This is a genomic window from Rhizobacter sp., from assembly GCF_046595475.1.
Lineage (GTDB): Bacteria > Pseudomonadota > Gammaproteobacteria > Burkholderiales > Burkholderiaceae_C > Rhizobacter.
Genome location: NZ_JBKJOQ010000050.1, coordinates 1 through 24327, shown reverse-complemented (window position 1 = coordinate 24327; position 24327 = coordinate 1). Strand labels below are relative to the sequence as shown.

17 protein-coding genes are annotated in these 24327 nt (G+C 65.5%); 9 read left to right on the top strand and 8 right to left on the bottom strand.

The annotated features are described in order from the left end of the window. Window positions 1–57 precede the first annotated feature (57 nt). Window positions 58–1854, top strand: a complete 1797-nt coding sequence (locus tag AC30QB_RS09755; RefSeq protein ID WP_489546019.1) for a glycoside hydrolase family 15 protein — start codon at window positions 58–60, stop codon at window positions 1852–1854. A gap of 2 nt (window positions 1855–1856) precedes the next feature. Here AC30QB_RS09755 and AC30QB_RS09750 read toward each other — a convergent pair whose 3' ends face one another. Continuing rightward, a complete protein-coding gene (locus AC30QB_RS09750; RefSeq protein ID WP_489546018.1) occupies window positions 1857–2261 on the bottom strand; it encodes a hypothetical protein in 405 nt (134 codons plus the stop codon). Window positions 2262–2392: 131 nt separating this feature from the next. Here AC30QB_RS09750 and AC30QB_RS09745 point away from each other — a divergent pair, with 131 nt between their 5' ends. Together AC30QB_RS09745 and AC30QB_RS09740 are read left to right on the top strand one after the other, a co-directional pair. Beyond that, complete coding sequence (locus tag AC30QB_RS09745) at window positions 2393–3220, top strand: helix-turn-helix domain-containing protein (RefSeq protein WP_489546017.1); 828 nt, start codon at window positions 2393–2395, stop codon at window positions 3218–3220. 22 nt (window positions 3221–3242) lie between these two features. Further along, window positions 3243–5456 carry a molybdopterin-dependent oxidoreductase gene (locus tag AC30QB_RS09740; protein ID WP_489546016.1) on the top strand — a complete coding sequence of 738 codons (2214 nt, stop codon included), beginning with the start codon at window positions 3243–3245 and terminating at the stop codon, window positions 5454–5456. Window positions 5457–5527: 71 nt separating this feature from the next. Here the strand turns inward: AC30QB_RS09740 and AC30QB_RS09735 are convergent, their stop codons facing one another. Further along, window positions 5528–6346, bottom strand: a complete 819-nt coding sequence (locus tag AC30QB_RS09735; RefSeq protein WP_489546015.1) for a metal-dependent hydrolase — start codon at window positions 6344–6346, stop codon at window positions 5528–5530. A 102-nt stretch (window positions 6347–6448) separates the two neighbouring features. On the opposite strand from AC30QB_RS09735, the gene AC30QB_RS09730 reads away from it, so the two are divergent. Next, complete coding sequence (locus AC30QB_RS09730; RefSeq protein WP_489546014.1) at window positions 6449–7036, top strand: TetR/AcrR family transcriptional regulator; 588 nt, start codon at window positions 6449–6451, stop codon at window positions 7034–7036. A gap of 248 nt (window positions 7037–7284) precedes the next feature. Here AC30QB_RS09730 and AC30QB_RS09725 read toward each other — a convergent pair whose 3' ends face one another. Further along, the gene (locus AC30QB_RS09725) at window positions 7285–7530 is read right to left on the bottom strand and encodes a hypothetical protein (protein WP_489546013.1); all 246 of its coding nucleotides are present in this window, start codon (window positions 7528–7530) and stop codon (window positions 7285–7287) included. Between the two features lie 392 nt (window positions 7531–7922). Here AC30QB_RS09725 and AC30QB_RS09720 point away from each other — a divergent pair, with 392 nt between their 5' ends. Further along, the gene (locus AC30QB_RS09720) at window positions 7923–10871 is read left to right on the top strand and encodes a glycoside hydrolase family 9 protein (RefSeq protein WP_489546012.1); all 2949 of its coding nucleotides are present in this window, start codon (window positions 7923–7925) and stop codon (window positions 10869–10871) included. 25 nt (window positions 10872–10896) lie between these two features. Continuing rightward, a complete protein-coding gene (locus AC30QB_RS09715; RefSeq protein WP_489546011.1) occupies window positions 10897–12297 on the top strand; it encodes a cellulase family glycosylhydrolase in 1401 nt (466 codons plus the stop codon). A gap of 81 nt (window positions 12298–12378) precedes the next feature. Here AC30QB_RS09715 and purL read toward each other — a convergent pair whose 3' ends face one another. Further along, window positions 12379–16365 (bottom strand): phosphoribosylformylglycinamidine synthase, encoded by a 3987-nt coding sequence (purL, locus tag AC30QB_RS09710; RefSeq protein WP_489546010.1) that lies wholly within the window; start codon window positions 16363–16365, stop codon window positions 12379–12381. Window positions 16366–16554: 189 nt separating this feature from the next. On the opposite strand from purL, the gene map reads away from it, so the two are divergent. The 3 genes from map to asd are packed head-to-tail and all read left to right on the top strand — an operon-like array spanning window position 16555 to window position 20954. Then, a complete protein-coding gene (gene map, locus AC30QB_RS09705) occupies window positions 16555–17376 on the top strand; it encodes a type I methionyl aminopeptidase (RefSeq protein ID WP_489546009.1) in 822 nt (273 codons plus the stop codon). A 23-nt stretch (window positions 17377–17399) separates the two neighbouring features. Then, the gene (locus AC30QB_RS09700) at window positions 17400–20039 is read left to right on the top strand and encodes a [protein-PII] uridylyltransferase (protein WP_489546008.1); all 2640 of its coding nucleotides are present in this window, start codon (window positions 17400–17402) and stop codon (window positions 20037–20039) included. Between the two features lie 54 nt (window positions 20040–20093). Beyond that, window positions 20094–20954 carry an archaetidylserine decarboxylase gene (gene asd, locus AC30QB_RS09695; protein ID WP_489546007.1) on the top strand — a complete coding sequence of 287 codons (861 nt, stop codon included), beginning with the start codon at window positions 20094–20096 and terminating at the stop codon, window positions 20952–20954. On the opposite strand, the gene AC30QB_RS09690 is transcribed toward asd, so the two are convergent. The 4 genes from AC30QB_RS09690 to AC30QB_RS09675 form a co-directional block, all read right to left on the bottom strand. Further along, window positions 20930–21886 (bottom strand): RluA family pseudouridine synthase, encoded by a 957-nt coding sequence (locus tag AC30QB_RS09690; RefSeq protein WP_489546006.1) that lies wholly within the window; start codon window positions 21884–21886, stop codon window positions 20930–20932. The genes asd and AC30QB_RS09690 overlap by 25 nt on opposite strands. Beyond that, a complete protein-coding gene (gene trhO / locus AC30QB_RS09685) occupies window positions 21828–22622 on the bottom strand; it encodes an oxygen-dependent tRNA uridine(34) hydroxylase TrhO (protein ID WP_489546005.1) in 795 nt (264 codons plus the stop codon). The genes AC30QB_RS09690 and trhO overlap by 59 nt, the downstream gene beginning before the upstream one ends. Window positions 22623–22763: 141 nt before the next feature. Continuing rightward, window positions 22764–23501, bottom strand: a complete 738-nt coding sequence (gene phbB, locus AC30QB_RS09680) for an acetoacetyl-CoA reductase (RefSeq protein WP_489546004.1) — start codon at window positions 23499–23501, stop codon at window positions 22764–22766. Window positions 23502–23590: 89 nt separating this feature from the next. Next, window positions 23591–24327 (bottom strand): acetyl-CoA C-acyltransferase (locus AC30QB_RS09675; protein WP_489546003.1); only part of this gene is annotated, 737 nt, incomplete at its 5' end.

Below are 24327 nucleotides of genomic sequence, written 5' to 3'. Positions count from 1 at the left end.
GCTCTCTTTCGATTTGCCTGGGAGGGAACCTATGACCTTAACGCAATTCTCATTCCCATGAAACACCATGCTTCGTTAGAACTCGGCGTCATCGGCAACTGCGCCATCAGTGCTCTGGTCGACCCACGCGGCCGCATCGCCTGGTGCTGCTTGCCACGCTTCGATGGCGACCCTGTCTTCAACTCGCTGCTGAACTCGGCCGACGGCCTGCCCGATCACGGCAGCTATGCCGTCGAGATCGAGAACTTCGAGCGCAGCGAGCAGGCCTACGAGCCCTGCACGGCCATCTTGCGTACACGCCTTTTCGACACCAGCGGCAGCGCCGTCGAGATCACCGACTTCGCACCCCGTTTCTTTAATCGGGACCGCGTCTTTCGCCCAGCCCAATTGGTGCGCCGCGTGCGGGTGCTGCAGGGCCACCCGCGCATTCGCATCGTGGTGCATCCGCTGGCGCGCTGGGGCACCGTGACGCCCGTGACCACGCAAGGCAGCCACCACATCCGCTTCGTCGGGCCTGACCAGACACTGCGCCTCACCACCAACGCGCCGCTCACCTACATCAACAAAGAGAGCTGGTTCGCGCTGCACGTCCCCGTGAGTCTGCTGTTCGGCCCCGATGAAACCTTGGCCGGTGGGATTGAAGAGACCGCGCGCGACTTCGAGGAGCAGACCTCGCTCTACTGGCGCACCTGGACGCGCCGTCTCGCGCTGCCACTTGAGTGGCAAGACGCGGTGATCCGCGCCGCCATCACGCTCAAGCTGTGCCAGTTCGAAGACACCGGCGCCATCATCGCGGCCATGACCACGAGCATCCCCGAGGCGCCGAACAGCCAGCGCAACTGGGATTACCGCTACTGCTGGCTGCGTGATGCCTTCTTCGTGGTGCGCGCACTCAACAGCCTGTCTGAAGTGGGCACGATGGAAGAGTACCTGCGCTGGCTCAACGACGTGATGCGCGGTGCCGCCGGTGGCCATGTGCAGCCGCTGTACGGCGTGGGTCTTGAGAAGGAGCTGCCCGAAAGCATGCTCGACCACCTGTCGGGCTACCGCGGCATGGGGCCGGTGCGTGTGGGCAACCAGGCCGCCGAACACTTTCAGCACGACGTTTACGGCAACGTCGTGCTGGGCGCAGCGCAGGCCTTCCACGACCACCGCCTGTTCAAGCGCGCCGACGCCAACGACTTCGCCCTGCTCGAAAGCATGGGCGAGCAAGCCTGGAAACTGCATGACCAACCCGACGCCGGCATGTGGGAGCTGCGCACACGCTCACGCGTGCACACCTCGTCATCGCTCATGTGCTGGGCGGCTTGCGACCGGCTGGCCAAGATCGCACGCGTGATGGGCGCCGCGGATCGCGCCGCCTTCTGGGGCGAGCGCGCCACCATCATCCGCGACACCATCCTCGCCAAGGCGTGGAGCGACACGCGCAACTCCTTCGTCGAAAGCTTCGGTGGCAAAGACCTCGACGCCAGCGTGCTGCTGATGGCCGAGGTGGGCTTCATCGACCCGCGCGATGCGCGCTTCATCAGCACAGTGGAAGCGCTCGAAGCCTCGCTTTGTGATGGCCCCTTCATGCGCCGCTACGAAGCACCCGATGATTTCGGCCTGCCCGAAACAGCCTTCAACGTCTGCTCGTTCTGGCGCATCGATGCGCTGGCCCGCATTGGCCGCACGGCGCAGGCGCGCGAGATATTCGAAGCCTTGCTGGCCAGCCGCAACCACCTCGGCCTGCTGTCGGAAGACCTGCACACCAGCACCGGCGAGCTCTGGGGCAACTTCCCGCAAACCTATTCGATGGTGGGCGTGATCAACGGCGCGGTGCGTCTGTCTGCACCCTGGGACACGGTGGTCTGATCTCAAGCCATGGCGTGCTGCTGAGGCCGGCGCAGGCAGATGAACTGCAACTCGGCGAACACCCCCACCGCGATCGCCTGCAGGGCCAGGAAGACTTGCCCGAGTACGCTGGGCGCGTAGCCGTGGCCCAGCGCGATCACCACGCACTCCATGGCCCACAGCAGGTTGCCGACCACCAGCACCCAAAGCGCGGCGCGCGGCAGGCGCTCGCGGCGAGACAGCCACACCAGCACGGCGGCGTATGGGAAAAGCAGCAGCCCCGCCGGCACCAGCAGCGAGCCGGGCAGGCCCAGCAAAGCCTGCAGCGCCGCCCCTCCCAGCGCCATCACCGCACCGGCGGCGGCGCTCACGGCGGCATCGGCCAGCAGCACGTTGCGCACAAATCGAGACACGAGAACCTGAGACATGGCGAACTCCTTGTGTTGAGCCGCCGCCCCACTGGCGACGACATGGCACGCATGGTCACTGGGGGGTGGTGCAGCGTCCATGACCTGCCAGGTCATGGAGCGCCGGCTGCCGCTGCGCTATGGTCACGTTCATGCACAGCACCACCGCTTCATCGCCCGCTCCGGTGGGCACTTTGCTGCGTGAGTGGCGGCAGCGCCGCCGCCTGAGCCAGCTCGATCTCGCGCTCGATGCGAGCATCTCCACCCGCCACCTGAGCTATGTGGAAACCGGGCGCGCCACGCCCAGCCGCGCCATGGTGCTGCACTTGGCCGAGCAGCTAGAGGTGCCCCTGCGCGAGCGCAACTCTCTGCTCACCGCCGCCGGCTATGCGCCCCTCTACCTCGAACGCACGCTCGACCACCCTGCCCTACAAGCCGCCCACGATGCGGTGCAGTTGGTGCTGCATGCCCACTCGCCCAACCCGGCGCTGGCGGTCGACCGGCACTGGAACATGCTCTCGCACAACCGGCCGGTGCTGCTGCTGCTCGACGGTATTGCGCCCGAGATGCTGCAGCAGCCAATCAACGTGCTGCGGCTGAGCCTGCACCCCCAAGGCCTGGCACCGAAGATCGTCAACCTCGCGGCCTGGCGCACGCACCTGTTTGCACGCCTGCGCCAGCAGATTGCCGCCAGTGCCGATCCGGTGCTCGCCGCTTTGCTGGAAGAACTGATGGCCTACCCCGCCCCTCCCGATGACGGCACCCACGAGGCGATCGACCCCAATTCCGTGGCCGTGCCACTGCAGCTGCGCACGGCGGCCGGCGTGCTGTCGTTCATCAGCACCACCACCGTGTTCGGCACACCGGTCGACATCACCCTGTCGGAGCTGGCGCTGGAAACCTTCTTCCCCGCCGACGCAGCCACCGCGCAAGCGCTGCGTCGCATGAGTGACGGACTGGTGGCGGCAAATCCTGCATAACCCGCGGGGGAGGAAACGAGAAATGACGACCATTGCGCACCACATCTGCCCCGTCTGTGAAGCCACCTGCGGCCTCGACGTGCACATCAACGACGGCAAGGTGATCGCCATTCGCGGCCAGGAGTCCGACGGCTTCAGCAAGGGCTACCTCTGCCCCAAGGGCGTGGCCTTGAAAGACCTGCAAGAAGACCCCGACCGCCTGCGCTCGCCGCTGATCAAGCGCGACGGTCGCTTCGTGGAAGCGAGTTGGGACGAAGCCTTCGATGAGATCGAGCGCCGCCTGCTGCCGGTGCGCGCTGAGCACGGCAACGACGCCGTGGCGGCGTCAGTGGGCAACCCCGCGGGCCACAAGTTCGGGCTGATGCTGTACTTCGGCCGCCTGCTCAAGACCCTGGGCTCGCGCAACGTGTACTCCGCCTCCACGCTCGACCAGATGCCCAAGCAGCTCTCGAGCGGGCTGATGTTCGGCAGCTGGCTGTCCATTCCGATCCCCGACATCGAGCGCTGCGATTTCCTGCTGATGCTGGGTGCCAACCCGATGGCCAGCAACGGCAGCCTGTGGACGGTGCCCGACTTCCGTGGCAAAGCCAAAGCGCTGCGCGAGCGTGGTGGGCAGTTGGTGGTAGTCGACCCGCGCCGCACCGAGACGGCCGACATCGCCAGCCGCCACCTGCCCGTACGCCCCGGAGGCGATGCGTTTTTGCTGCTCGCCATGGTGCACACGCTTTTCGATGAAGGCCTGGTGCACGTGGGTCGCCTGGCGGAGCACATCACCGGAGTCGACTCAGTGCAAACGGCCGTGGCACCCTTTTCCCCCGACGCCGTGGCCGCGCGCTGCGGCATCGCAGCCGACAACATCCGCGATCTCACGCGCCAGTTCGCCCAGGCCGAGCGCGCCGCCGTCTACGGTCGTCTGGGCACTTGCACCCAGGCTTACGGCTCACTTGCCAGCTGGTTGATCGACGTGCTCAACGTGCTGACCGGCCACCTCGACGAACCCGGCTGCGCCATGTTTGCCAAAGCCGCGGCCTTCTCGGCCAACACCGAAAGCACGCCGGGCACAGGCAAAGGCATCAGCACCGGCCGCCACCGCTCGCGGGTGAGCGGCGCGCCCGAAGTCTTCGGCGAGCTGCCCATGGGCTGCCTGGTCGAAGAGATCGAAACAGCGGGGCCTGGCCAGGTGAAGGCGCTGATCACCTTCGCCAGCAACCCGGTGCTCTCGGCGCCGAATGGTGCGCGGCTGGCCAAGGCGCTGGACGGGCTCGACTTCATGCTGAGCATCGACATCTACCTCAACGAAACCACGCGCCATGCCGATGTCATCCTGCCCGGCCTTTCGCCGCTGGAAGACGCGCACTTTGATGTGGCGCTGCCGCAGTTCGCTTACCGCAACCATGTGCGCTACAGCTCGCCGGCACTGCCTGGCCCTGAAGGCCACCTGCGCGACTGGCAGATGATGGTGAAGCTGATCGGCCTGCTGCAAGGCCGTGGCGCGCAAGCCGATGCGCAGCAGATCGACGACGAGCTGATCTACGCCGAGCTGCAACGCAGCCACGGCGAGCAGGCCGACACGGTGATGGCCGCCATCTCCAAGCACACCGGCCCGGAGCGCCGCCTCGACCTCTCGCTGCGCAGTGGCCCCTATGGCGACGGCTTCGGCCGCAACCCCGCAGGCTTGACGCTCGACAAGGTGATCGCCGCCACCGGCGGCATCGACCTGGGCCCGCTGAAGCCGCGCGTGCCCGAGGTCTTGCGCACGCCCAGTGGCAAGATCGAGCTGGCCCCAGCGCTCTTGATTGCCGACGTGGCCCGCGCCGCAGCCGACCTGGACCAACCGGCGCCCGACATGGTGATCGTGGGCCGCCGCCACGTGCGTTCGAACAACAGCTGGATGCACAACCTGCCGCTGCTGGCCAAGGGACCGTTCCGCTGCACGGCACTGGTTCACCCTGCCGATGCGCAGCGCTTGGGTTTGGTGGATGGTGCGATGGCGCGCATTGCCGGTCATGCGGGCAACGCCATCGAAGCGCAGGTGGAAGTCAGCGACACCATCATGCAAGGCGTGGTCAGCCTGCCGCATGGCTGGGGTCACAACCTGCCAGGGGCTCAGCTCGGACTGGCTTCGGAGCGACCGGGCAGCAACCTCAACAGCGTGCTCGATGAGAACCTGCGCGACCCGATCTCGGGCAACGCCGTGCTGGGTGGTGTGGCGGTGCAGTTGAGCGCGATCGGCTAAAGGCCATCGCGCTTCTCCGTTCGCCCTGAGCTTGCCGAAGGGCCCTTCGACAAGCTCAGGGCGAACGGAAACTATCTCCCCACTTCCGAAAACTGCGCCGCGTTGCTGCGCAGCCAATCGCGTGAAAGCGAGTCGTCTTGCTGGCGCGGGTGGAAGTCGCGCTTGAAATACGCACGCCACGGCTTGAAGGTGCAGCGCACCAGGCCATGCTGGCCAAACAGATAGCGCACCGCGCTGGCCCAGGTGGCGAAGCGGAACAAGTCACCGTCATGCCACAGGTTGCGCGTGGTCTGGCGCAGCACGTCGGTCAGGAAAAGAATCGTGACCCTGCGGAACCACTTCACACGCCACTCGTGGCTGCCGCCCAGCGCCTGGTACATGTCGAAGGCGGTGCTGCGGTGCTCTGACTCTTCTGCCGCGTGCCACATCCACATGGTGCGCAAACGCGGCTCCGCGCCGGCCAGCGCCTGCGTGTGGCCCAGCATCCATTCCGCCAGGATGGCGGTGAAGTGCTCGGTCGCGGCCGTCACGGCCACCACATGGCGCGCGTCGACCTGGTCGAACATGGGCGTGCGCTTGGCGATGCGCGCTTCCCAGGTGTTTTTGTAGCCATGCCGATCGAGGTGACCGTTGAACAGCGCATGAATGCGCCGGTGCGTGGCCTCCTGGCCAATGAACCCCTGCACTTCGGTGGCCAGCGCGGCGCGCTTGTCTTCAGGCAGTTGCTTCAAACCGGCACGCAACGAGTCGATGAAAAACTGCTCGCCCACGGGGAAGCTCATCGACAAGGCGTTGAACAAGGCGGTGCGAAAAGCATCGCCACCCGCCCAGCGGCGCGGGATGGCCGTTTCGAGGTCGATGAGCAGGCGGCGCACGACGAGGTCGGCCATGAGTTTCTCCGGAAGAAAAGGATCGGTACTCATCAGTACCAACGCAGCCAATGTGCCAAGTCGATGTGGTACTGTCAAGTACCAATTCGCTTGCTTCTGCCCATGCCTGCCGCCACCGACAGCCGCAACGACCACCGCCACCGCCTGCTTGATGCCATGGCCGATGCGGTGGCGCACAAGGGTTACGCCGACACCACCATCGCCGACCTGGCGGCACGCGGGCGGGTGTCGCGCCGCACCTTCTACGAGCACTTCAGCAGCAAGGAAGAGTGCCTGATTGCGCTCTATGAAGCGGCCAGCGGGCAGGCCTTGTCGGTGCTTCGCAAAGCGATCGACCCTGCACACGACCCGCTGATGCAGGCCGAGCAGGCGTTGCGAGCCTACTTCGCCTGCCTGGCGAGCAACCCGCCGCTGCTGAAGACGCTGTTCGTCGCAATCCTCGGCCTGGGCACGGTGGGGCTGGCCGCGCGGCGGCGGGTCAACCAACACCTGGCCGAGCTGATCCTGGAACTGGTGAACCAGCCGTCAGCCACGCACTCGCCACTGCCGCAGGCACTGGCCGTCACCATCGTGGGCGGCATCAACGAGCTGGTGCTGGAGATGATCGAGCAGGACCGCATCGGCGAACTCACTTCGCTGGCCGACACCACCGCCTTGTTCGTGCGAGCGGTGGTCGACGGCAACCGATAGCCGCCAAGTCCGCAAGACTTGTCAAAAAGACCCGGCACGAGACGGCTGCTCTTCTTTCAGCTGGGAGCAGCCCATGAAAACCACGCGGAGCACGCAACCCCATCTCGTTGTCGGTGTGCCGCTGCGCACCCACAACGCAAAGGCCTCCCAGGACACCCGGACCCACCGAGCGCGCTTCGGCAGGGAGAACGGGCTGCCCCGCCCCCCCCGTCAGGTCGTGCATGCACCGTTGGTCAGGGTGGTGCAAATCAGGGATTCAGCACAAACAGGCGGGCAGTGCGTCGCTCGCTCGAGCTGTGCGCCGCCAAGGGCTCGCGCCAGAGGGGGTCGTTGATCTCGATTACCAGAGGGCTCACGCCATTCGTCATGGAAGCCACCTCCCCCGACGAGCCGTCAATGAAGCCGACCTGAGTCCGCTCGGCGTCGAACAGCCGGGCCGTGATCACGCCGCCTGATTCGATGAGCACCACATATTTCACCGGTTTGCTGTGCATACAAGCTTTGGGAATCGAAGCTCAGGCTAGCACCTCGCCTGCCTGCGGCCGGGCAAGATCATCAGCGTTTACCCGGATGTAATAGCTATCACTGTTTCACGAGCGCCCTCAATTCGATACTGTGGCTTTCTTGGAAACGATTTCATGCGTACTTTCAGCCTCAACTGTCGGAAACCATCGACCTTGCCAAGCTCAGCTCCTATGGATTCGAGCAGTCATGGCGACGGCCGCTACGCCAAATTTTTTTACTCACGTATGAAAACGTTTTCACATTTCCTTGCAATTGCCCCCACGGTTTGCGCCTGGCATTGGACCAGCGCCGAACCAATTCCCAACGCGTCGCGCCCCCACGCGCCGTGACCCGACACGTCACTGTGAAAAAGGAGTTGCGCATGAACCTCACCCAATACATCCCCTCTTGGCTCAGGCCGGCACGCGGCGCGTGGCGCTTGGCCGTTTGCGCCGTCGCCTGCGTGGCGGCGGCATGCGGCGGCAGCGGCGACCCCACCACACCTTCACAGGCCCAGAGCAGCAGCAGCCAGCGCGAGACCGCCCAGGCCCTGGCGCCCAGATTCAACTATGCCGAGGCGCTGCAAAAATCCATCTTCTTCTACGAGGCCCAACAATCGGGCCGCCTGCCCAGCTGGAACCGGGTGAGCTGGCGCGGTGACTCGCGCCTGAACGACGGCGCCGACGTCGGCCATGACCTGAGCGGCGGTTGGTACGACGCAGGCGACCACGTGAAGTTCGGCTTCCCGATGGCGGCGACCGCCACCCAGCTGGCCTGGGGCGCGCTGCGCTTCGAGGCTGGCTACCGGGCCGCTGGCCAATACGACGCCATGCTCAACAACCTGCGCTTCGTCAACGACTACTTCATGCGCGCCCACACCGCGCCCAATGAGCTGTATGTGCAAGTGGGCAATGGCGGCACTGACCACACTTGGTGGGGCCCGGTCGAGGTCTACCCCCTGGCCGCTCCCAGCTACAAGATCACCGCGAGCTGCGGCGGCTCCGATGTGGCCGCGGAAACGGCGGCTGCACTGGCAGCCGCCTCGATGGTCTTCAGGCCCAGCGACCCCAACTACGCCGCCCAGTTGCTTACGCACGCCCGGCAGCTCTACACATTCGCCGACACGGTGCGGGCCAAGTACTCCGACTGCGTGACCGACGCCGCAAACTTCTACAAATCGTGGTCGGGCTACGCCGACGAGCTGGCCTGGGGTGCCGCCTGGCTGCACCGCGCCACCGGCGAAGCGGCCTACCTGCAAAAGGCCGAATCTTGGGTCAACACCAGCAGCAGCGGCTTCGGCACTGAAGGCCAGAGCAGCTACCTGCCCTACAAGTGGACGCACGGCTGGGACAGCAAGCACTACGGCGTGTATGTGATGCTGGCCGAGGCCACCGGCAAGGCCGTCTACCGCAACGCCATCGAACGCAACCTCGACTACTGGACCAGTGGCACCAGCAACGGCGAGCGCGTGACCTACACCCCCGGCGGCCTGGCCTGGCTGGAGCAATGGGGGTCGCTGCGCTATGCGATGAATGAATCGTTTCTCGCACTCGTCTACGCAGACACCGTGGCCGACAGCAGCAAACAACAACGCTACCGTGATTTCGCACTGCGCCAGCTGCACTACGTGCTGGGCGACAACCCGCGCCGCAGCAGCTACGTCATCGGCTTCGGCAACAACCCGCCGCAGCACCCGCACCACCGCACCTCGCACGGCTCGTGGCTGGACAGCCAGACCACCCCGGCGCAGCACCGCCACACGCTGTATGGCGCCCTGGTGGGCGGCCCCGGCGCCGACGACAGCTATGTCGACGAGATCGGCAACTACGTGACCAACGAAGTCGCGACCGACTACAACGCCTCGTTCACCGGCGTGCTGGCCGCGGTCAACGAGCTGGCCCCGGGCAGCGTGCCGCTGGCCAACTTCCCGGTGCGCGAGGTGGCCACCGAAGACGAAATCTTTGTCGAAGCCAGCATCAACAGCTCGGGCGGAAACTACACCGAGATCAAGGCTCTGCTGAACAACAACTCGGGCTGGCCCGCGCGCCAAGGCGACAAACTCTCGCTGCGCTACTTCGTCGACTTGAGCGAAGTGGCCGTCGCCGGCCAGCCCGCCAGCGCGGTCAGTCTGAACACCAACTACACGCAGGGCGGCGCCGCCACGGGGCTGTTTCGCTGTGGCTCCAGCAGCATCTACTACGCCGTTGCGGACTTCACTGGCACCAACATCTACCCGGGCGGCCAATCAGCCCACCGCAAGGAGATTCAGTTCCGTTTCGCCGCACCTGCTGGCACCACTTACTGGAACCCGATCAACGACCCGTCGTATGCCGGCCTGAGCGCCTCGGCGGCGGTGAAGACCAAGGCCATACCGGTGTACTCCGCCGGCAGGCTGATCTTCGGCAATGAACCTAGCGCGTGCGGCGGCACACCACCCGTCTTGCCCGCTGCACCACAAGGCCTCACGGCCACAGGCGGCAGCGGCAGCATTGCCTTGTCGTGGACGGCCACCGCCAACACCACCCGCTACAGCTTGAAGCGCTCCAGCAGCGGCGCGGCTGGCAGCTTCGTGGCCATTGCCAGCCCCACCGTCAACAACTACACCGACATGAGCCTGCCGGCCAACACCAGATACTTCTACCTGGTAACCGCCAGCAATGCAGACGGCGAGGGCCGGGCCAGCAACGTTGCATCGGCCGCCACGGCGACCGGGACCACGCTGCCCGCAAGCACCACCCTCACCGGCACCGCAGGCAACGCCCGAGTGAGCCTCAGCTGGAGCGCTGCCGATCGCGCCACCGGCTACACGGTACAACGCGGCGGCGCAGCGGCCGGCCCGTTCAGCACCTTGGGCAGTGTGCCGGCCAGCACCACGAGCTATCTCGACACCGCCGTGGTCAACGGCAGCACCTACTGGTACCGCGTGCTGGCCACCAACGCAGCAGGGCAGACCGCCTCGGCCGCCATCAACGCCACGCCCAGGGCGGTGAGCACCGCCGGCTGCAGGCTCACGCTCGACATCAGCAACGACTGGGGCACCGGCCAGGTGATGTCCATCCGCCTCACCAACAGCGGCCTCGCGCCCATCACCAACTGGCAACTCTCGTGGACGGAGTCGAACGACTTCACACTCTCCAACAGCTGGAGCGGTGTGTTCACCACCAGCGGGCGTGTGGTGACCGTCAGGCCAACAAGTTGGAACGCCACCATCCTGCCCAACAGCTCGGCTGACCTCGGCTGGCAGCTGGCCTACAGCGGCGGCAAGCCGCTTCCCACGGGTGCCGCCGTGCAGGGCCAAAACTGCACGGTCGACATCATCACCACGCGCTGATGCGCAACCACTACAAGGAGACAACATGAAAATCCCCTTCTCGCGAACGCTGTTCGCTGCTGCTGCGCTGTGCTTGAGCGTCAGCACCCAGGCTTTCTATGTTTCGGGCGGTCGTGTCCATGACGATGCCGGCAACCGCATCACGCTCAAAGGCGTGAACTGGTTCGGCTTCGAGACCGCCAACAACGTGTTGCACGGCCTGTGGTCACGCAGCATGACCGACACGCTCGACCAGATGCAGCGCATCGGCTTCAACGCCATCCGCGTGCCTTTCTGCCCTTCCACCTTGCACGGCGGCGTACCCAACTCCATCGACTACGCCAAGAACCCGGCGCTGCAGGGCCTGAACAGCCTGCAGGTGCTCGACGTGTTCGTGCAAGAGATGGAAAAGCGCGGCATGTATTTCCTGCTCGACCACCACCGGCCCGATTGCTCGGCCATCTCTGAGCTGTGGTACGTCAACGGCTACACCGAGCAGCAGTGGATAGCCGACCTCACCACCATCGCCGCTCGCTACAAGAACAGGCCGCACTTCCTGGGCATGGACTTGAAGAACGAGCCGCACGGCGCAGCCCGCTGGGGCAGCGGCAACCCGGCCGTTGACTGGAACACCGCGGCCGAGAAGGCCAGTGCGGCCGTGCTGGGCGTCGCCCCCCAGGCCCTGATCTTCGTCGAGGGCACAAGCGACGGCACCTACTGCACCGGCCTGCAAGCCAACGCCTGGTGGGGTGGCAGCGTGGCCGGCCAGCTGTGCAAGCCACTCAATATCCCGGCCAACAGGCTGGTGCTCTCGCCGCACGTTTATGGCCCAGATGTGTTCCCGCAGCCCTACTTTGGCGAAGCCGGCTTCCCGAACAACCTGCCCGCCATCTGGGACGCCCACTTCGGCAACGCCCGCGCCCAGGGTTATGCCGTCGTCATCGGCGAAACCGGCGGCCGATACGGCAGCGGCGACCCGCGCGACAAGGCGTTTCAAGACAGGCTCTTCACCTACCTGAAAGCCAAAGACATCCGAGACGTGTTCTATTGGTCGTGGAACCCCAACAGCGGCGATACCGGTGGCATCTTGAACGACGACTGGATCACCGTGAACGCCGGCAAGGTGGCGCTGTTGCAGGCGTTCTGGCAGGGCTCCAGCAACCCACCGCCTCCGCCTCCGCCTCCGCCTCCGCCTCCCGGCGTGACAACGACCCTGACGAAATCCAGTGACTGGACCGCCGGCTACTGCGCCAACGTGGACGTGGCCAACACCGGCGGCACCGCCGTGGTCTGGAGGGTGACCCTGAGGATCGAAGGCCAGGTGACGCAGGCCTGGAACACCGTGTGGAGCCAAACCGGCACCCAGCTCAGCGCCCGCGGCGTCGACTGGAACGCCAGCCTGGCACCGGGTGGCAAGACAGCGTTCGGGTTCTGCGCCAACCGCTGAGCGAAACCCCTCAGGCCGACGGCCCCGCCGGTGCAGACCGGAGGGGCCGTCTTGTTCGGCAAATCAGTGCGCGCCGAGAGTTCAGTCAACCCAGGCGCGTGCGTTCTGGAACATGCGCATCCACGGGCTGTGCTCGCTCTTGTCGCCCGAAGTCCAGCTCATCAGCACGTTGCGGAACACGCGCTCAGGGTGCGGCATCAACACGGTGAAGCGGCCATCGGGTGTGGTGACCGAGGTGAGGCCCTCGGGGCTGCCATTCGGGTTGAAGGGGTAGGCCTCGGTGGCGGCGCCGCTGTGGTCGACGAAGCGCATGGCGCGGTGCACGGCTTTGGCGTCACCGCGTTGAGAGAAATCAGCAAAGCCCTCGCCGTGCGCCACCGCGATGGGGAGGCGGCTGCCGGCCATGCCTTTGAAGAAGATCGACGGGCTGTCGAGCACTTCGACCAAGCTCAGGCGCGCCTCGAACTGCTCGCTCTTGTTGCGCACGAACTTGGGCCAGGCCTGCGCGCCAGGAATGATGGGCGACAGCGCGGCCATCATCTGGCAGCCGTTGCACACGCCCAGCGCGAAGGTGTCTAGTCGCTGGAAAAAGGCGGCGAACTGCTCGGCCAGCACCGGGTTGAACATCACCGAGCGGGCCCAACCCTCACCGGCGCCCAGCGTGTCGCCGTAGCTGAAGCCGCCGCAGGCCACGAAGCCCTGGAACTGATCGAGGCGCGCGCGGCCGGTCTGCAGGTCGCTCATGTGCACGTCGAAAGTGTCGAAGCCGGCCTGGTCCATCGAGTAGCTCATCTCGACGTGGCTGTTGACGCCCTGCTCGCGCAGGATGGCGAGCTTGGGGCGGGTCAGCTTGATGGCAGGCGCTTCAGGCGTGAACGACAGGTGCACGTGCAGGCCCGGGTCATCGGCACGGCCGGCGGCCGCGTGCTCGGCATCGGCGCACACGGGGTTGTCGCGCAGCTGCGCAATGCGCCAGCTCACGTCGTCCCATGCTTGGTGCAAGTCGCGCAGCGGCGTGCTGAAGATCGCCTTGGCGTCGCGCCACACCTCGACCACACCCTTGTCGTTGGGCTTGCCGATGAAATGGCTGTGCTTGGAGAGGCCATGCTCGCGCAAGACCTGCATCACCTCGTTGCGCACCGCTGTGGGCACCTGAATCACCGCCCCCAGCTCTTCGCTGAACAGCGCGCGCAGGCTCAGCTCGGTGCGGCGTGCGCCCACCTGGCCGGCCCAGTTCTTGGAGTCGCCGAAGTCGGCGCGGCTGTCGGTGATGCCGTCGCCTTCGGTGACCAGCATGTCGATGTTGAGGCTCACGCCCAGGTGGCCGGCGAAGGCCATTTCGCTCACAGCCGCCCACAGGCCGCCGTCGCTGCGGTCGTGGTACGCGAGCAGCTTGCCTTCGGTGCGCAGCTGGTTGATCGCGTTGACGAGCGCCTTCAACTGATCGGGTTGGTCGAGATCGGGTACTTCGTCGCCGAACTGGTTGAGCACCTGGGCCAGCATCGAGCCGGCCATGCGGTTCTTGCCATTGCCCAGGTCAATCAGGATCAGCGTCGTGTCACCCGCTTGCAGCTGTGGCGTGAGCGTAGGCCGCACGTCGGCCAGCGTGGCGAACGCGGTGACGATCAGGCTCACGGGGGCGGTAACTTGCTTCGCCGCTTTTGCGTCACCAGTGCCTTCGTTCCAACGCGTGCGCATCGACAGGCTGTCCTTGCCCACCGGCACGCTGATGCCCAATGTGGGGCACAGCTCCATGCCGACCGCCTTCACGGTGTCGTACAGAGCGGCGTCTTCACCTGGCTCGCCGCAAGCGGCCATCCAGTTGCAGCTGAGCTTCACGCGCGGCAGCTCAATGGGCGCGGCCAGCAGATTGGTGATGGCCTCACCCACCGCCATGCGGCCGGAAGCGGGTGCATCCAATGACGCAAGCGGCGTGCGTTCACCCATGCTCATGGCCTCACCGCGAAAGCCGCTGTAGTCGGCCAGCGTCACAGCCACATCGGCCACCGGCACCTGCCACGGGCCCACCATCTGGTCGCGGCTGTTCAAGCCGCCCACGGTGCGGTCACCAATGGTGATGAGGAAGCGCTTGCTGGCCACCGTGGGGTGGCGCAGCACGTCGAAGGCGACCTTGTCTAGCGACACGTCGTTCAGGTTCAGCGGGGAAAATTTGCGCTCGATGCGCTTCACGTCGCGGTGCATCTTGGGCGGCTTGCCCAGCAGCACTTCCATGGGCATGTGTATGGCCTGCTCGCCTTGCGGGCCGTCTTCCAGCACCAGCGCCTGCTCGGCGGTGGTGACGCCGACAACGGCAAACGGGCAGCGCTCGCGCTCGCACATGGCCTTGAAGAGCGGCAGCGCCTCGGGCGACACCGCCATCACGTAGCGCTCCTGGCTTTCGTTGCACCAGATTTCCTTGGGTGCGAGGCCGGTTTCTTCGAGTGGCACTTGGCGCAGGTCGAAGCGCGCACCGCGGCCGGCGCCGTCCACCAGCTCGGGGAAAGCATTGGAAATACCACCCGCACCCACATCGTGGATGGCGAGGATGGGGTTCACCTCACCCAGCGCCCAACAGTGGTTGATGACCTCTTGCGCGCGACGCTGAATCTCGGGGTTGCCGCGCTGCACCGAATCGAAGTCGAGCTGAGCCGCGTTGGCACCGGCCGCCATTGAGCTGGCGGCGCTGCCGCCCATGCCGATGCGCATGCCCGGGCCGCCCAGCTGGATGAGCAGCGTGCCGGCGGGGAACTTGATTTTCTGCGTTTGGGAGTCAGAGATCGACCCCAGCCCGCCAGCAATCATGATGGGCTTGTGATAGCCGCGCCGTTGCTCGCCCACCGTCTGCTCGTAGACCCGAAAGTAGCCCCCCAGGTTGGGCCGGCCGAACTCGTTGTTGAACGCCGCGCCGCCCAGCGGGCCCTCGGTCATGATCTGCAAGGGGCTTGCGATCTGCTCCGGCTTGCCATAGGGCGTTTGCTCCCAAGGCTCGCTGGTGCCCGGCAAGTGCAGGTTGGACACCGTGAAGCCCGTCAAGCCCGCCTTGGGTTTGGAGCCGCGGCCGGTGGCGCCTTCGTCTCGAATCTCACCGCCTGCGCCGGTGGAAGCACCTGGGAACGGTGAAATGGCGGTCGGGTGGTTGTGCGTCTCCACCTTCATCAGCACATGCACCAGCTCTTGCCGCGCCGCGTACTGCGGTGCGTTGGTGTAACCCTGCGGCAGCCAGCGCTCGGTAGCGCCGCCTTCCATCACCGAAGCGTTGTCGCTGTAGGCGATGACGGTGTGCTGCGGCGCCAACGCATGCGTGTTGCGGATCATCCCGAACATGGACTTTTCTTGTGCCACGCCGTCGATGGTGAACTGCGCGTTGAAGATCTTGTGCCGGCAGTGCTCGCTGTTGGCCTGCGCAAACATCATCAGCTCCACGTCGGTCGGGTTGCGCTTCAGCGCGGTGAAGGCGTTGACCAGGTAGTCGATCTCGTCGTCGCTCAACGCGAGGCCGAACTCGGTGTTGGCCGAATCGAGTGCAGCGCGGCCGCGGCCCAGCACATCCACATGCGCCATGGGCTGGCTGGCCTGCGCGTCGAACAGGTGGGCAGCGCCTTCGCGGGCCAGCAGCACACTCTCGGTCATGCGGTCGTGCAGCAGGGCGGCAACAGCCTGCAACTCGTCAGCGCTCAAGGGCTTGGTGCCGCCCAGCAGGCCACTCTTGAGCACCAGGCGGAACTCGGTCACGCGCTCCACCCGTTTGATGGCGAGCCCGCAGTTGTGTGCGATGTCGGTGGCCTTCGATGCCCAGGGTGACACCGTGCCCAGGCGCGGCACCACGACGATCAGCGTGCCGTCAGCCGGGCCCGTGTAAGCGTCGCCGTAGCGCAGCAGGGCCTGCACCTTGTCGGTAGCCGCTGCGTCCAGCGGCGCCTCGCTCCACACCCAATGCACATGCCGGGCATGGACGCCGGCGATGCGGGGGCTCACCGCCTGCAGCCGAGGCAGCAAGGCCTGGGCGCGGAAGGCAGACAAGGCGTTGCCGCCCTCGAAGTGCAGCAGATGCTTGGGAGTGGAAGTCACGCTCGGGCTCAGTGCGAGGAAAGTTCATCGAACACCACCGTTCGCCCTGAGCCTGCCGAAGGGCCCTTGTGCATTGCGCTGGGCTTCGACGGGCTCAGCCCTAACGGTTCAGGGGAGACCGGGTCGGGCATCGGGCCTTGGATGGCGGAAACCCGGCATTTTACGGGTCGGGTGACATAATTCAGGGCTATGACGATCACGATCAAAACCGCCGCCGATGTCGAGGCCATGCGCATCGCCGGCCGCCTCGCATCCGAAGTGCTGGACATGCTCACCCCGCACGTCAAGCCCGGCATCAGCACCGAAGAGCTCGACCGCCTGGCCCACGAGCACATCGTGAAGGTGCAACAGGCCATCCCCGCGCCGCTGCACTACCAGCCGCCGGGCTACACGCCCTACCCCAAATCTATCTGCACCTCGATCAACCACCAGGTGTGCCACGGCATCCCGAACAACCGGCCGCTGAAGAACGGCGACATCGTCAACATCGACGTCACCGTCATCAAAGACGGCTGGCATGGCGACACCAGCCGCATGTTCATCGTGGGTGAAGGGTCGATTGCCGCCAAGCGCCTTTGCTCGTTCACCTACGAGGCCATGTGGAAAGGCATCGTGAAGGTGAAGCCCGGTGCGCGCCTGGGCGACATCGGCCACTCCATTCAAACCTTCGGCGAAAACGCCGGCTTCACCATCGTGCGCGAGTTTTGCGGCCACGGCATAGGCCAGAAATTTCACGAAGAGCCGCAGGTGCTGCACTACGGCCGCCCCGGCACGCTCGACGAGCTGGTGCCCGGCATGGTGTTCACCATCGAACCCATGATCAACGCCGGCCGGCGCGACATACGCGAAGCCGGTGACGGCTGGACCATCGTCACCCGCGACCGCTCGCTCTCAGCCCAATGGGAGCACACCGTGCTCGTCACCGAAACGGGTTACGAGGTGTTGACCGTGTCGGCCGGCAGCCCGCCACCGCCGGCCTTCGTGACCGCCCCCGCGACTGCAACCGCCTGAACTCGCCAGACAAGGAGCCGCCCATGGCGGTCGTGGCTGAAACCACTCGGGCGCCCATCGGCGCCCCCCGCAGCATCAGCGAGCAGCGCGCCCAGTTTCGCGAAGGCAAGGGGGCGCTGCTCGATCACTTCCGCGCGTCGCGCCCCACCGCGCCGGCCGCCACACGGTTGGTGCGTGCATTGGCCCGCCACGTCGACCAAACCCTGTTGGAGCTTTGGGAGCACGCGCTCATGCCGCCGGGCGCCGCCCTGGTGGCCGTGGGTGGCTATGGCCGTGCCGAGCTGTACCCACACTCCGACGTGGACGTGCTGGTGCTGCTGCCGCCGGGCGAGCTGCTCGCCAATGCGCGGCTGGCCGGTTCATCGAATGACGCGCTCAAGTCATCGGTCGAAGGCTTCATCACCGCTTGCTGGGACATCGGCCTCGAGATCGGTTCCAGCGTGCGCACTGTCGACGAGTGCATCGCCGAAAGCGAAAGCGACGTGACGGTGCAGACCGCGCTGCTCGAATCGCGCTACCTCTGCGGCTCCAAGCGGGTGTTCAACTCTTTCCGCCTCGCCAACGCCGCGGCGATGGACGCCAAGGCCTTTCTCGTCGCCAAGACGCTAGAGATGCGCCAGCGCCACCAGAAGTACGAAGACACGCCTTACTCGCTGGAGCCCAACTGCAAGGAAAGCCCCGGCGGCCTGCGCGACCTGCAGATGGTGATCTGGGTGGCACGCGCCGCCGGCCTGGGCAAGAGCTGGAACGAGCTGGCCGCCAAGGGCCTGATCACGCCCTTCGAGGTGAAACAGTTGCAGCGCAACGAAGGCCTGCTGCGCCTGATACGTGCGCGCCTGCACATGGTGGCCGGCCGGCGCGAAGACCGCCTGGTGTTCGACCTGCAGACCGCCGTGGCTGAAAGCTTCGGCTACCAAGCCACCAAGGGCCAGCGCGTGTCTGAAGTGCTGATGCGCCGCTACTACTGGGCCGCCAAGGCGGTGGCGCAGCTCAACCAGATTCTGGTGCTCAACATTGAAGAGCGCGTCAACGGCTCACAAGACGCACCCATGCGCCCCGTCAACGAGCGCTTTTTCGACCGCGCCGGCATGCTCGAAGTCGCCAGCGACGACCTGTACGAGCGCGAGCCGCACGCCATCTTGGAGACCTTTCTCGTCTTCCAGCAGTCGCACGGCATCGAAGGCCTGTCGGCGCGCACGCTGCGCGCGCTGTACAACGCCCGCGAGGTGATGGACGGCGAGTTTCGCCGCGACCCGGTCAACCGCGCCACCTTCATGCAGATCTTGCAGGCGCCCGAGGGCCAGACGCATGCCTTGCGCTTGATGAACCAGGCCAGCGTGCTGGGCCGCTACCTGTGGGTGTTTCGCCGCATCGTGGGCCAGATGCAGCACGACCTGTTCCACGTGTACACCGTCGACCAGCACATCCTGATGGTGCTGCGCAACGTGCGCCGCTTCTTCATCGCTGAACATGCCCACGAATACCCCTTCTGCTCGCAGCTCGCCTCTACCTTTGACGACCCGTGGATCCTCTGCGTGGCCGCCCTCTTCCATGACGTGGCCAAAGGCCGCGGCGGCGACCACTCTGACCTGGGCGCGGTGGAAGTGCGCCGCTTCTGCCGCGACCACGGCATCGGCCGCGAAGACACCTCGCTGATCGAGTTTTTGGTCAAGGGCCACCTGACCATGTCGCGCATCGCCCAGAAAGAAGACCTGAGTGACCCCGACGTGATCGAAGCCTTTGCCAAGCTGGTGGGTACCGAGCGGCGGCTGACGGCGCTGTACCTGCTCACCGTGGCCGACATTCGCGGCACCAGCCCCAAGGTCTGGAACGCCTGGAAGGGCAAGCTGCTTGAAGACCTGTATCGGCTCACGCTGCGGGCGCTGGGCGGTGCCCGGCCCAACATGGACGCCGAGATCGAAGCCCGCAAGCAAGAAGCCCGGCACACGCTCAACCTCTACTCGCTGCTGCCCGGCACTGAAGTGCCACTGTGGAAGACGCTGGAGCTCAGCTACTTCGTGCGACACGATGCCGGCGACATCGCCTGGCATGCGCGCTCGCTGTTCCGTCATGTCGAAAGCACCCAACCGGTGGTCAACGCGCGGCTGTCGTCGCTCGGTGAAGGCCTGCAGGTGCTGGTGTACGCACCCGACAGGCCCGACCTTTTCGCCCGCATCTGCGGCTACTTTGACAGCGCCGGCTTCAACATTCTTGACGCCAAGATCCACACCACGCGCGCCGGCTATGCGCTAGACACCTTCCAGGTGATCAGCCCGCAGATCGACCAACACTACCGCGACCTCATCTCGCTGGTGGAAACGCAGGCCACGCTGGCGCTCAAGGCCGAGGGGCCGCTGCCGGTGCCTTCGCGCGGGCGCTTGTCGCGTCGGGTGAAGTCGTTCCCCATCACGCCGCGCGTCACGCTGCGGCCCGACGAGCGTGGCCAGCGCTGGCTGCTGGGCGTGTCCGCCAGTGACCGCTCGGGCTTGCTCTATGCCATAGCGCGTGTGCTCGCGCAGCACCACATCAACCTGCAACTCGCCAAGATCACCACGCTGGGCGAGCGGGTGGAAGACACCTTCCTCATCGACGGCTCTGCCTTGCAGCAGAACAAGATGCAGATCGAGATCGAGACCGAGCTGCTCGACGCGATCTCAGCCTGACGCCTGGCACGGGCCGGTCGATAGAATCGCGCCCTCTCTCTTGCAGGTGCCGCCGTGTCCGATCGAACAGATGTATTGCCACAGTACGTAATGCCCAAGCAGGCGCTAACCCGCCTGGCCGGCGTGGGCGCCTCGGCACGCGCAGGCAAGCTGACCACACAATTCGTGGAGTGGTTCGTGCGCCGCTACAAGGTCGACATGAGCGAGGCGGCCAACCCCGACATCGCCAGCTACCCAAGCTTCAACGAGTTCTTCACCCGCGCCCTCAAGCCCGGCGCACGCCCGCTCGCCCAGGCCGACCTGATCTGCCCGGTAGACGGCGCCATCAGCCAGTTCGGCTCCATCGAGCGCGACCTGATCTTCCAGGCCAAGGGCCACCGCTACACCACCACGGCGCTGGTGGGCGGCGATGCAAGCCTCGCCACGCAGTTTGACGACGGCCACTTCGCCACGCTGTACCTCAGCCCGCGCGACTACCACCGCATCCACATGCCCTGTGACGGCGCGCTGACCCGCATGATCCACGTGCCGGGTGAGCTGTTCTCGGTCAACCCGACCACGGCGCGCGGCGTGCCGGGCCTGTTTGCTCGCAACGAGCGCGTGGTGTGTGTCTTCAACACCGCTCACGGCCCCTTCGCCTTGGTGCTGGTGGGCGCGACCATCGTGGGCAGCATGGCGACGGTGTGGCACGGCGTGGTCAACCCGCCTCGGGTGAAGAACGTGCGCGACTGGCGCTATGAAAACAAGCCGGTGCAGCTCAAGCAAGGCGCCGAGATGGGCCGCTTCATGCTGGGCTCCACGGTGGTGATGCTCTTCCCCCGTAGCGCTCTGCAGTTCAACCCCGCCTGGGCACCGGGCGGTGCCGTGCGCCTGGGCGAGGCCATGGGCGCCTACCCGGGCAGCGTGAGCCGGTAACGGCTTTCAAACAAGCGCACCTCGCCCGATATCGGGTCGGTGAAGCTCAGCGAGCGCGCCAGCAGCTGCAAGGGCAGTGTGTAGTCGGGCACCGCGCGCTCAGCCGTCAGCGCTGGGTAGATGCCGTCGTTGACGATGGGCATGCCGAGCGCCGACATGTGGGCGCGCAGCTGATGGCGCTTGCCGCTCAAGGGCTGCAAACCGTAACGGCCCAGGCCCGCCCGCGATTCGATGAGTTCGATCAGGGTCTCGGTGTTGGCTTCGCCCTCGATCTCTCGCATGGTCATGAACGAATCGCCCTCAACCAGGCGGCTGCGGTGGTTCATGGGCAGCGGCAACGCAGGGTTGAGAGCAGCGATGGCCTCGTAGTGCTTGCGTGCCTCGCGCTCGCGAAACAGCCCCTGGTAACGCCCGCGGGTTTCGGGCCGCACCGTGAACAACACCAGGCCCGCCGTGTCGCGGTCGATGCGGTGCACTGGCGCCAGCGTGTCGATGCCCAGGCGGCGCTTCAGGCGCACGAGCAAGGTCTGCTGCAAGTAGCGGCCTGACGGGATGACGGGCAGAAAGTGGGGCTTGTCGGCGACGACGATCAGGTCGTCCTGAAACAGCACCGACTCCTCGAACGGGATCACCGGCTCGGGCGGCGGGTCGCGGAAATAGTAGACCTTGAGGTGCGGCTCATAGGCGGTATCGGCGCGCACGGGCTGGCCGCGAGCACTGATCACATCACCGCGTTGCAGGCGCAACTGCCATTCAGCAGCTGCCACTTTGGCAAAGCGCTCGAGCAGAAACTCGCGGATCGTGGGCCACGGCCCTTCGGGCAAGACCGTGCAGCTTGGCCCCACACCGTTTCGAGACGGCGGCACCACGGCTTCAAACGGCAGCATCGAGCCGCCGTGCGCGCTGCAAGCGCCATTCGCCATCAGGCTCATCGGCGTACACCTGCTCCAGCGTGGTGTCGGTTTCCTGCAGCCGCGTGTCGAGTGCAATGCGGTTGTCGAACACGAAGCACTCACCTTGCCAGTCTCGCTCGGCGTCGGGCAGGGCTTGAAAGAAGTTCAAGATGCCGCCTTCGAGCTCGTAGACCGTGAGGCCCAGGCCTTCTATCCAGGCAATGGTCTTCTCGCAACGAATGCCGCCGGTGCAGTACATGGCGACACGCTGGCCGCGGGCCTTCCAGTCGGCGGCGTGCGCTTCAACGTACTTCGGGAAGTCGCGGAAGTTCGTCACCCCAGGGTCGACGGCATGTTTGAAATGGCCGAGGCGGTATTCGAAGGCATTGCGGTTGTCGAGCAGCACCACGTCGTCTTGCGCCATCAGCTCGCGCCAGGCCGCAGGGGTGAGCCGTTTGGATGACGAAGGCGTACCAGCCGGCACACCCACCGCCACGATCTCAGGTTTGACATGAACCTTCAGCTTTGCAAACGGCGGCGTGCGACAGCTGCTGCGCTTGAAGGCCATGCCGGCGAAGCGCCGGTCGGCGAGCAGCGCTTGCTCGAACGCGTTGAGCTCAGGTGCCGTACCGCAGAGCACGCCATTGATGCCCTCCTCTGCCACCAGCACACTGCCCAGCAGGCTTTCGGCGAGCGCACGCACATGCACCGCGACGGCATGAGGCTCATGCAGTGCGGTGAATTTGTAGAACGAGATGTGGAAGAGGGTTGGCATGGGAAGGCGAGATTGTCGCAAGACGGGAAAGCTCGTTGACGCTCCACCTCTCGCAAGCCGGGCATTGAGCCCGGCTCACTCGCCGCTGCGCTGCGCTGGTCGATCCCCGCAAGCGGGGGCCCTCGCCCTTCGCTCCGCTTGCTAACCCATGTGCAAGCCACCGTTGACCGAGAAATCAGCGCCGGTTGCAAACCCAGATTCATCAGACGCCACCCACGACACGATGGACGCAATGTCGTCCGGCGTGCCCAGGCGCTTGACAGGGATGCCGGCCACGATCTTGTCGAGCACGTCTTGGCGTATGGCCTTGACCATGTCGGTTGCGATGTATCCGGGGCTCACGGTGTTGACCGTCACGCCCTTGTTGGCCACTTCCTGCGCCAGCGCCATCGTGAAGCCGTGCATGCCGGCCTTGGCCGCCGAGTAGTTGGTTTGGCCGAACTGGCCTTTCTCGCCGTTGACCGACGAGATGTTGATGATGCGGCCCCAGCCCTTGTCGAGCATGTCTTCGATGACCTGCTTGGTCACGTTGAACAGGCTGGTGAGGTTGGTCTCGATCACAGCGTCCCAATCGGCGCGGCTCATCTTGCGGAACATGCCGTCGCGGGTGATGCCGGCGTTGTTGACCAGCACGTCGATCGGGCCCAGCTCAGACTTGGTCTTCTGGAAGGCGGCGACGGTCGAATCCCAGTCGCCCACGTTGCCCACCGAGGCGTGAAAGTTGTAGCCCAGCGCCTTCTGCTCATCAAGCCACTTCTTGAAATCGCGGCTAGGCCCGCAGCCAGCGATGACGACGAAACCGTCTTTGTGCAGGCGCTGGCACATGGTGGTTCCGATGCCACCCATGCCACCGGTGACGTATGCGATTTTCTGGCTCATTGTTCTTCTCCTTCGGTTGGTGATTCCCTAGCGTCGCGCTGCGGGTGAGGCCGGTCAACCGGGTTCCCACCAACACCGCGCAACGATGATTAACGCTCGACCGTCAGTGCAACGCCCATGCCCCCGCCGATGCACAGGCTGGCAATGCCCTTCTTGGCGTTGCGCTTCTGCATTTCGTGCAGCAGCGTCACCAGAATGCGGCAGCCCGATGCACCGATGGGGTGCCCGATGGCAATGGCACCCCCGTTGACGTTGACCTTGCTCGTGTCCCAGCCCATTTCGTTGTTGACGGCGCAAGCCTGTGCAGCAAACGCCTCGTTGATTTCGAGCAGGTCGAGGTCGGCCGCCTTCCAGCCGGCGCGTTGCAACGCTTTCTGCGAAGCCGTGACCGGGCCCATGCCCATGTAGGCCGGGTCGATGGCGGTGGTGGCGTAGCTCTTGATGCGCGCCAGCGGCGTCAGGCCCAGTTGGTCGGCCATCTTGGCCGTCATGACCACCACCCCGGCTGCGCCGTCGTTCAGGCCCGAGGCGTTGCCTGCCGTCACGCCACCAGCCTTGTCGAAGGCGGGGCGCAGGCCGGCCAGGGCTTCGGCGTTGGTCTTGCGGTTGAGGTATTCGTCGGCCGAGAAGACGATGGGGTCGCCTTTTTTCTGAGCAATGCTAAACGGCACGATCTCGTCTTTGAACTTGCCGGCATCTTGCGCGGCCACGGCCTTCTGCTGCGAGCCCAGGGCCAGCGCGTCTTGCGCTTCGCGGCTGATGCTGTACTTCTTGGCCACGTTTTCGGCGGTGATGCCCATGTGGTACTGGTTGTACACATCGAGCA

What these genes read in the sequence shown, in the direction of transcription:
- AC30QB_RS09755 (WP_489546019.1), top strand. Translation starts at nt 58, where the DNA reads ATGAAACACCATGCTTCGTTAGAACTCGGCGTCATCGGCAACTGCGCC.
- AC30QB_RS09750 (WP_489546018.1), bottom strand. Translation starts at nt 2,261, where the DNA reads ATGTCTCAGGTTCTCGTGTCTCGATTTGTGCGCAACGTGCTGCTGGCC.
- AC30QB_RS09745 (WP_489546017.1), top strand. Translation starts at nt 2,393, where the DNA reads ATGCACAGCACCACCGCTTCATCGCCCGCTCCGGTGGGCACTTTGCTG.
- AC30QB_RS09740 (WP_489546016.1), top strand. Translation starts at nt 3,243, where the DNA reads ATGACGACCATTGCGCACCACATCTGCCCCGTCTGTGAAGCCACCTGC.
- AC30QB_RS09735 (WP_489546015.1), bottom strand. Translation starts at nt 6,346, where the DNA reads ATGGCCGACCTCGTCGTGCGCCGCCTGCTCATCGACCTCGAAACGGCC.
- AC30QB_RS09730 (WP_489546014.1), top strand. Translation starts at nt 6,449, where the DNA reads ATGCCTGCCGCCACCGACAGCCGCAACGACCACCGCCACCGCCTGCTT.
- AC30QB_RS09725 (WP_489546013.1), bottom strand. Translation starts at nt 7,530, where the DNA reads ATGCACAGCAAACCGGTGAAATATGTGGTGCTCATCGAATCAGGCGGC.
- AC30QB_RS09720 (WP_489546012.1), top strand. Translation starts at nt 7,923, where the DNA reads ATGAACCTCACCCAATACATCCCCTCTTGGCTCAGGCCGGCACGCGGC.
- AC30QB_RS09715 (WP_489546011.1), top strand. Translation starts at nt 10,897, where the DNA reads ATGAAAATCCCCTTCTCGCGAACGCTGTTCGCTGCTGCTGCGCTGTGC.
- map (WP_489546009.1), top strand. Translation starts at nt 16,555, where the DNA reads ATGACGATCACGATCAAAACCGCCGCCGATGTCGAGGCCATGCGCATC.
- AC30QB_RS09700 (WP_489546008.1), top strand. Translation starts at nt 17,400, where the DNA reads ATGGCGGTCGTGGCTGAAACCACTCGGGCGCCCATCGGCGCCCCCCGC.
- AC30QB_RS09690 (WP_489546006.1), bottom strand. Translation starts at nt 21,886, where the DNA reads ATGAGCCTGATGGCGAATGGCGCTTGCAGCGCGCACGGCGGCTCGATG.
- trhO (WP_489546005.1), bottom strand. Translation starts at nt 22,622, where the DNA reads ATGCCAACCCTCTTCCACATCTCGTTCTACAAATTCACCGCACTGCAT.
- phbB (WP_489546004.1), bottom strand. Translation starts at nt 23,501, where the DNA reads ATGAGCCAGAAAATCGCATACGTCACCGGTGGCATGGGTGGCATCGGA.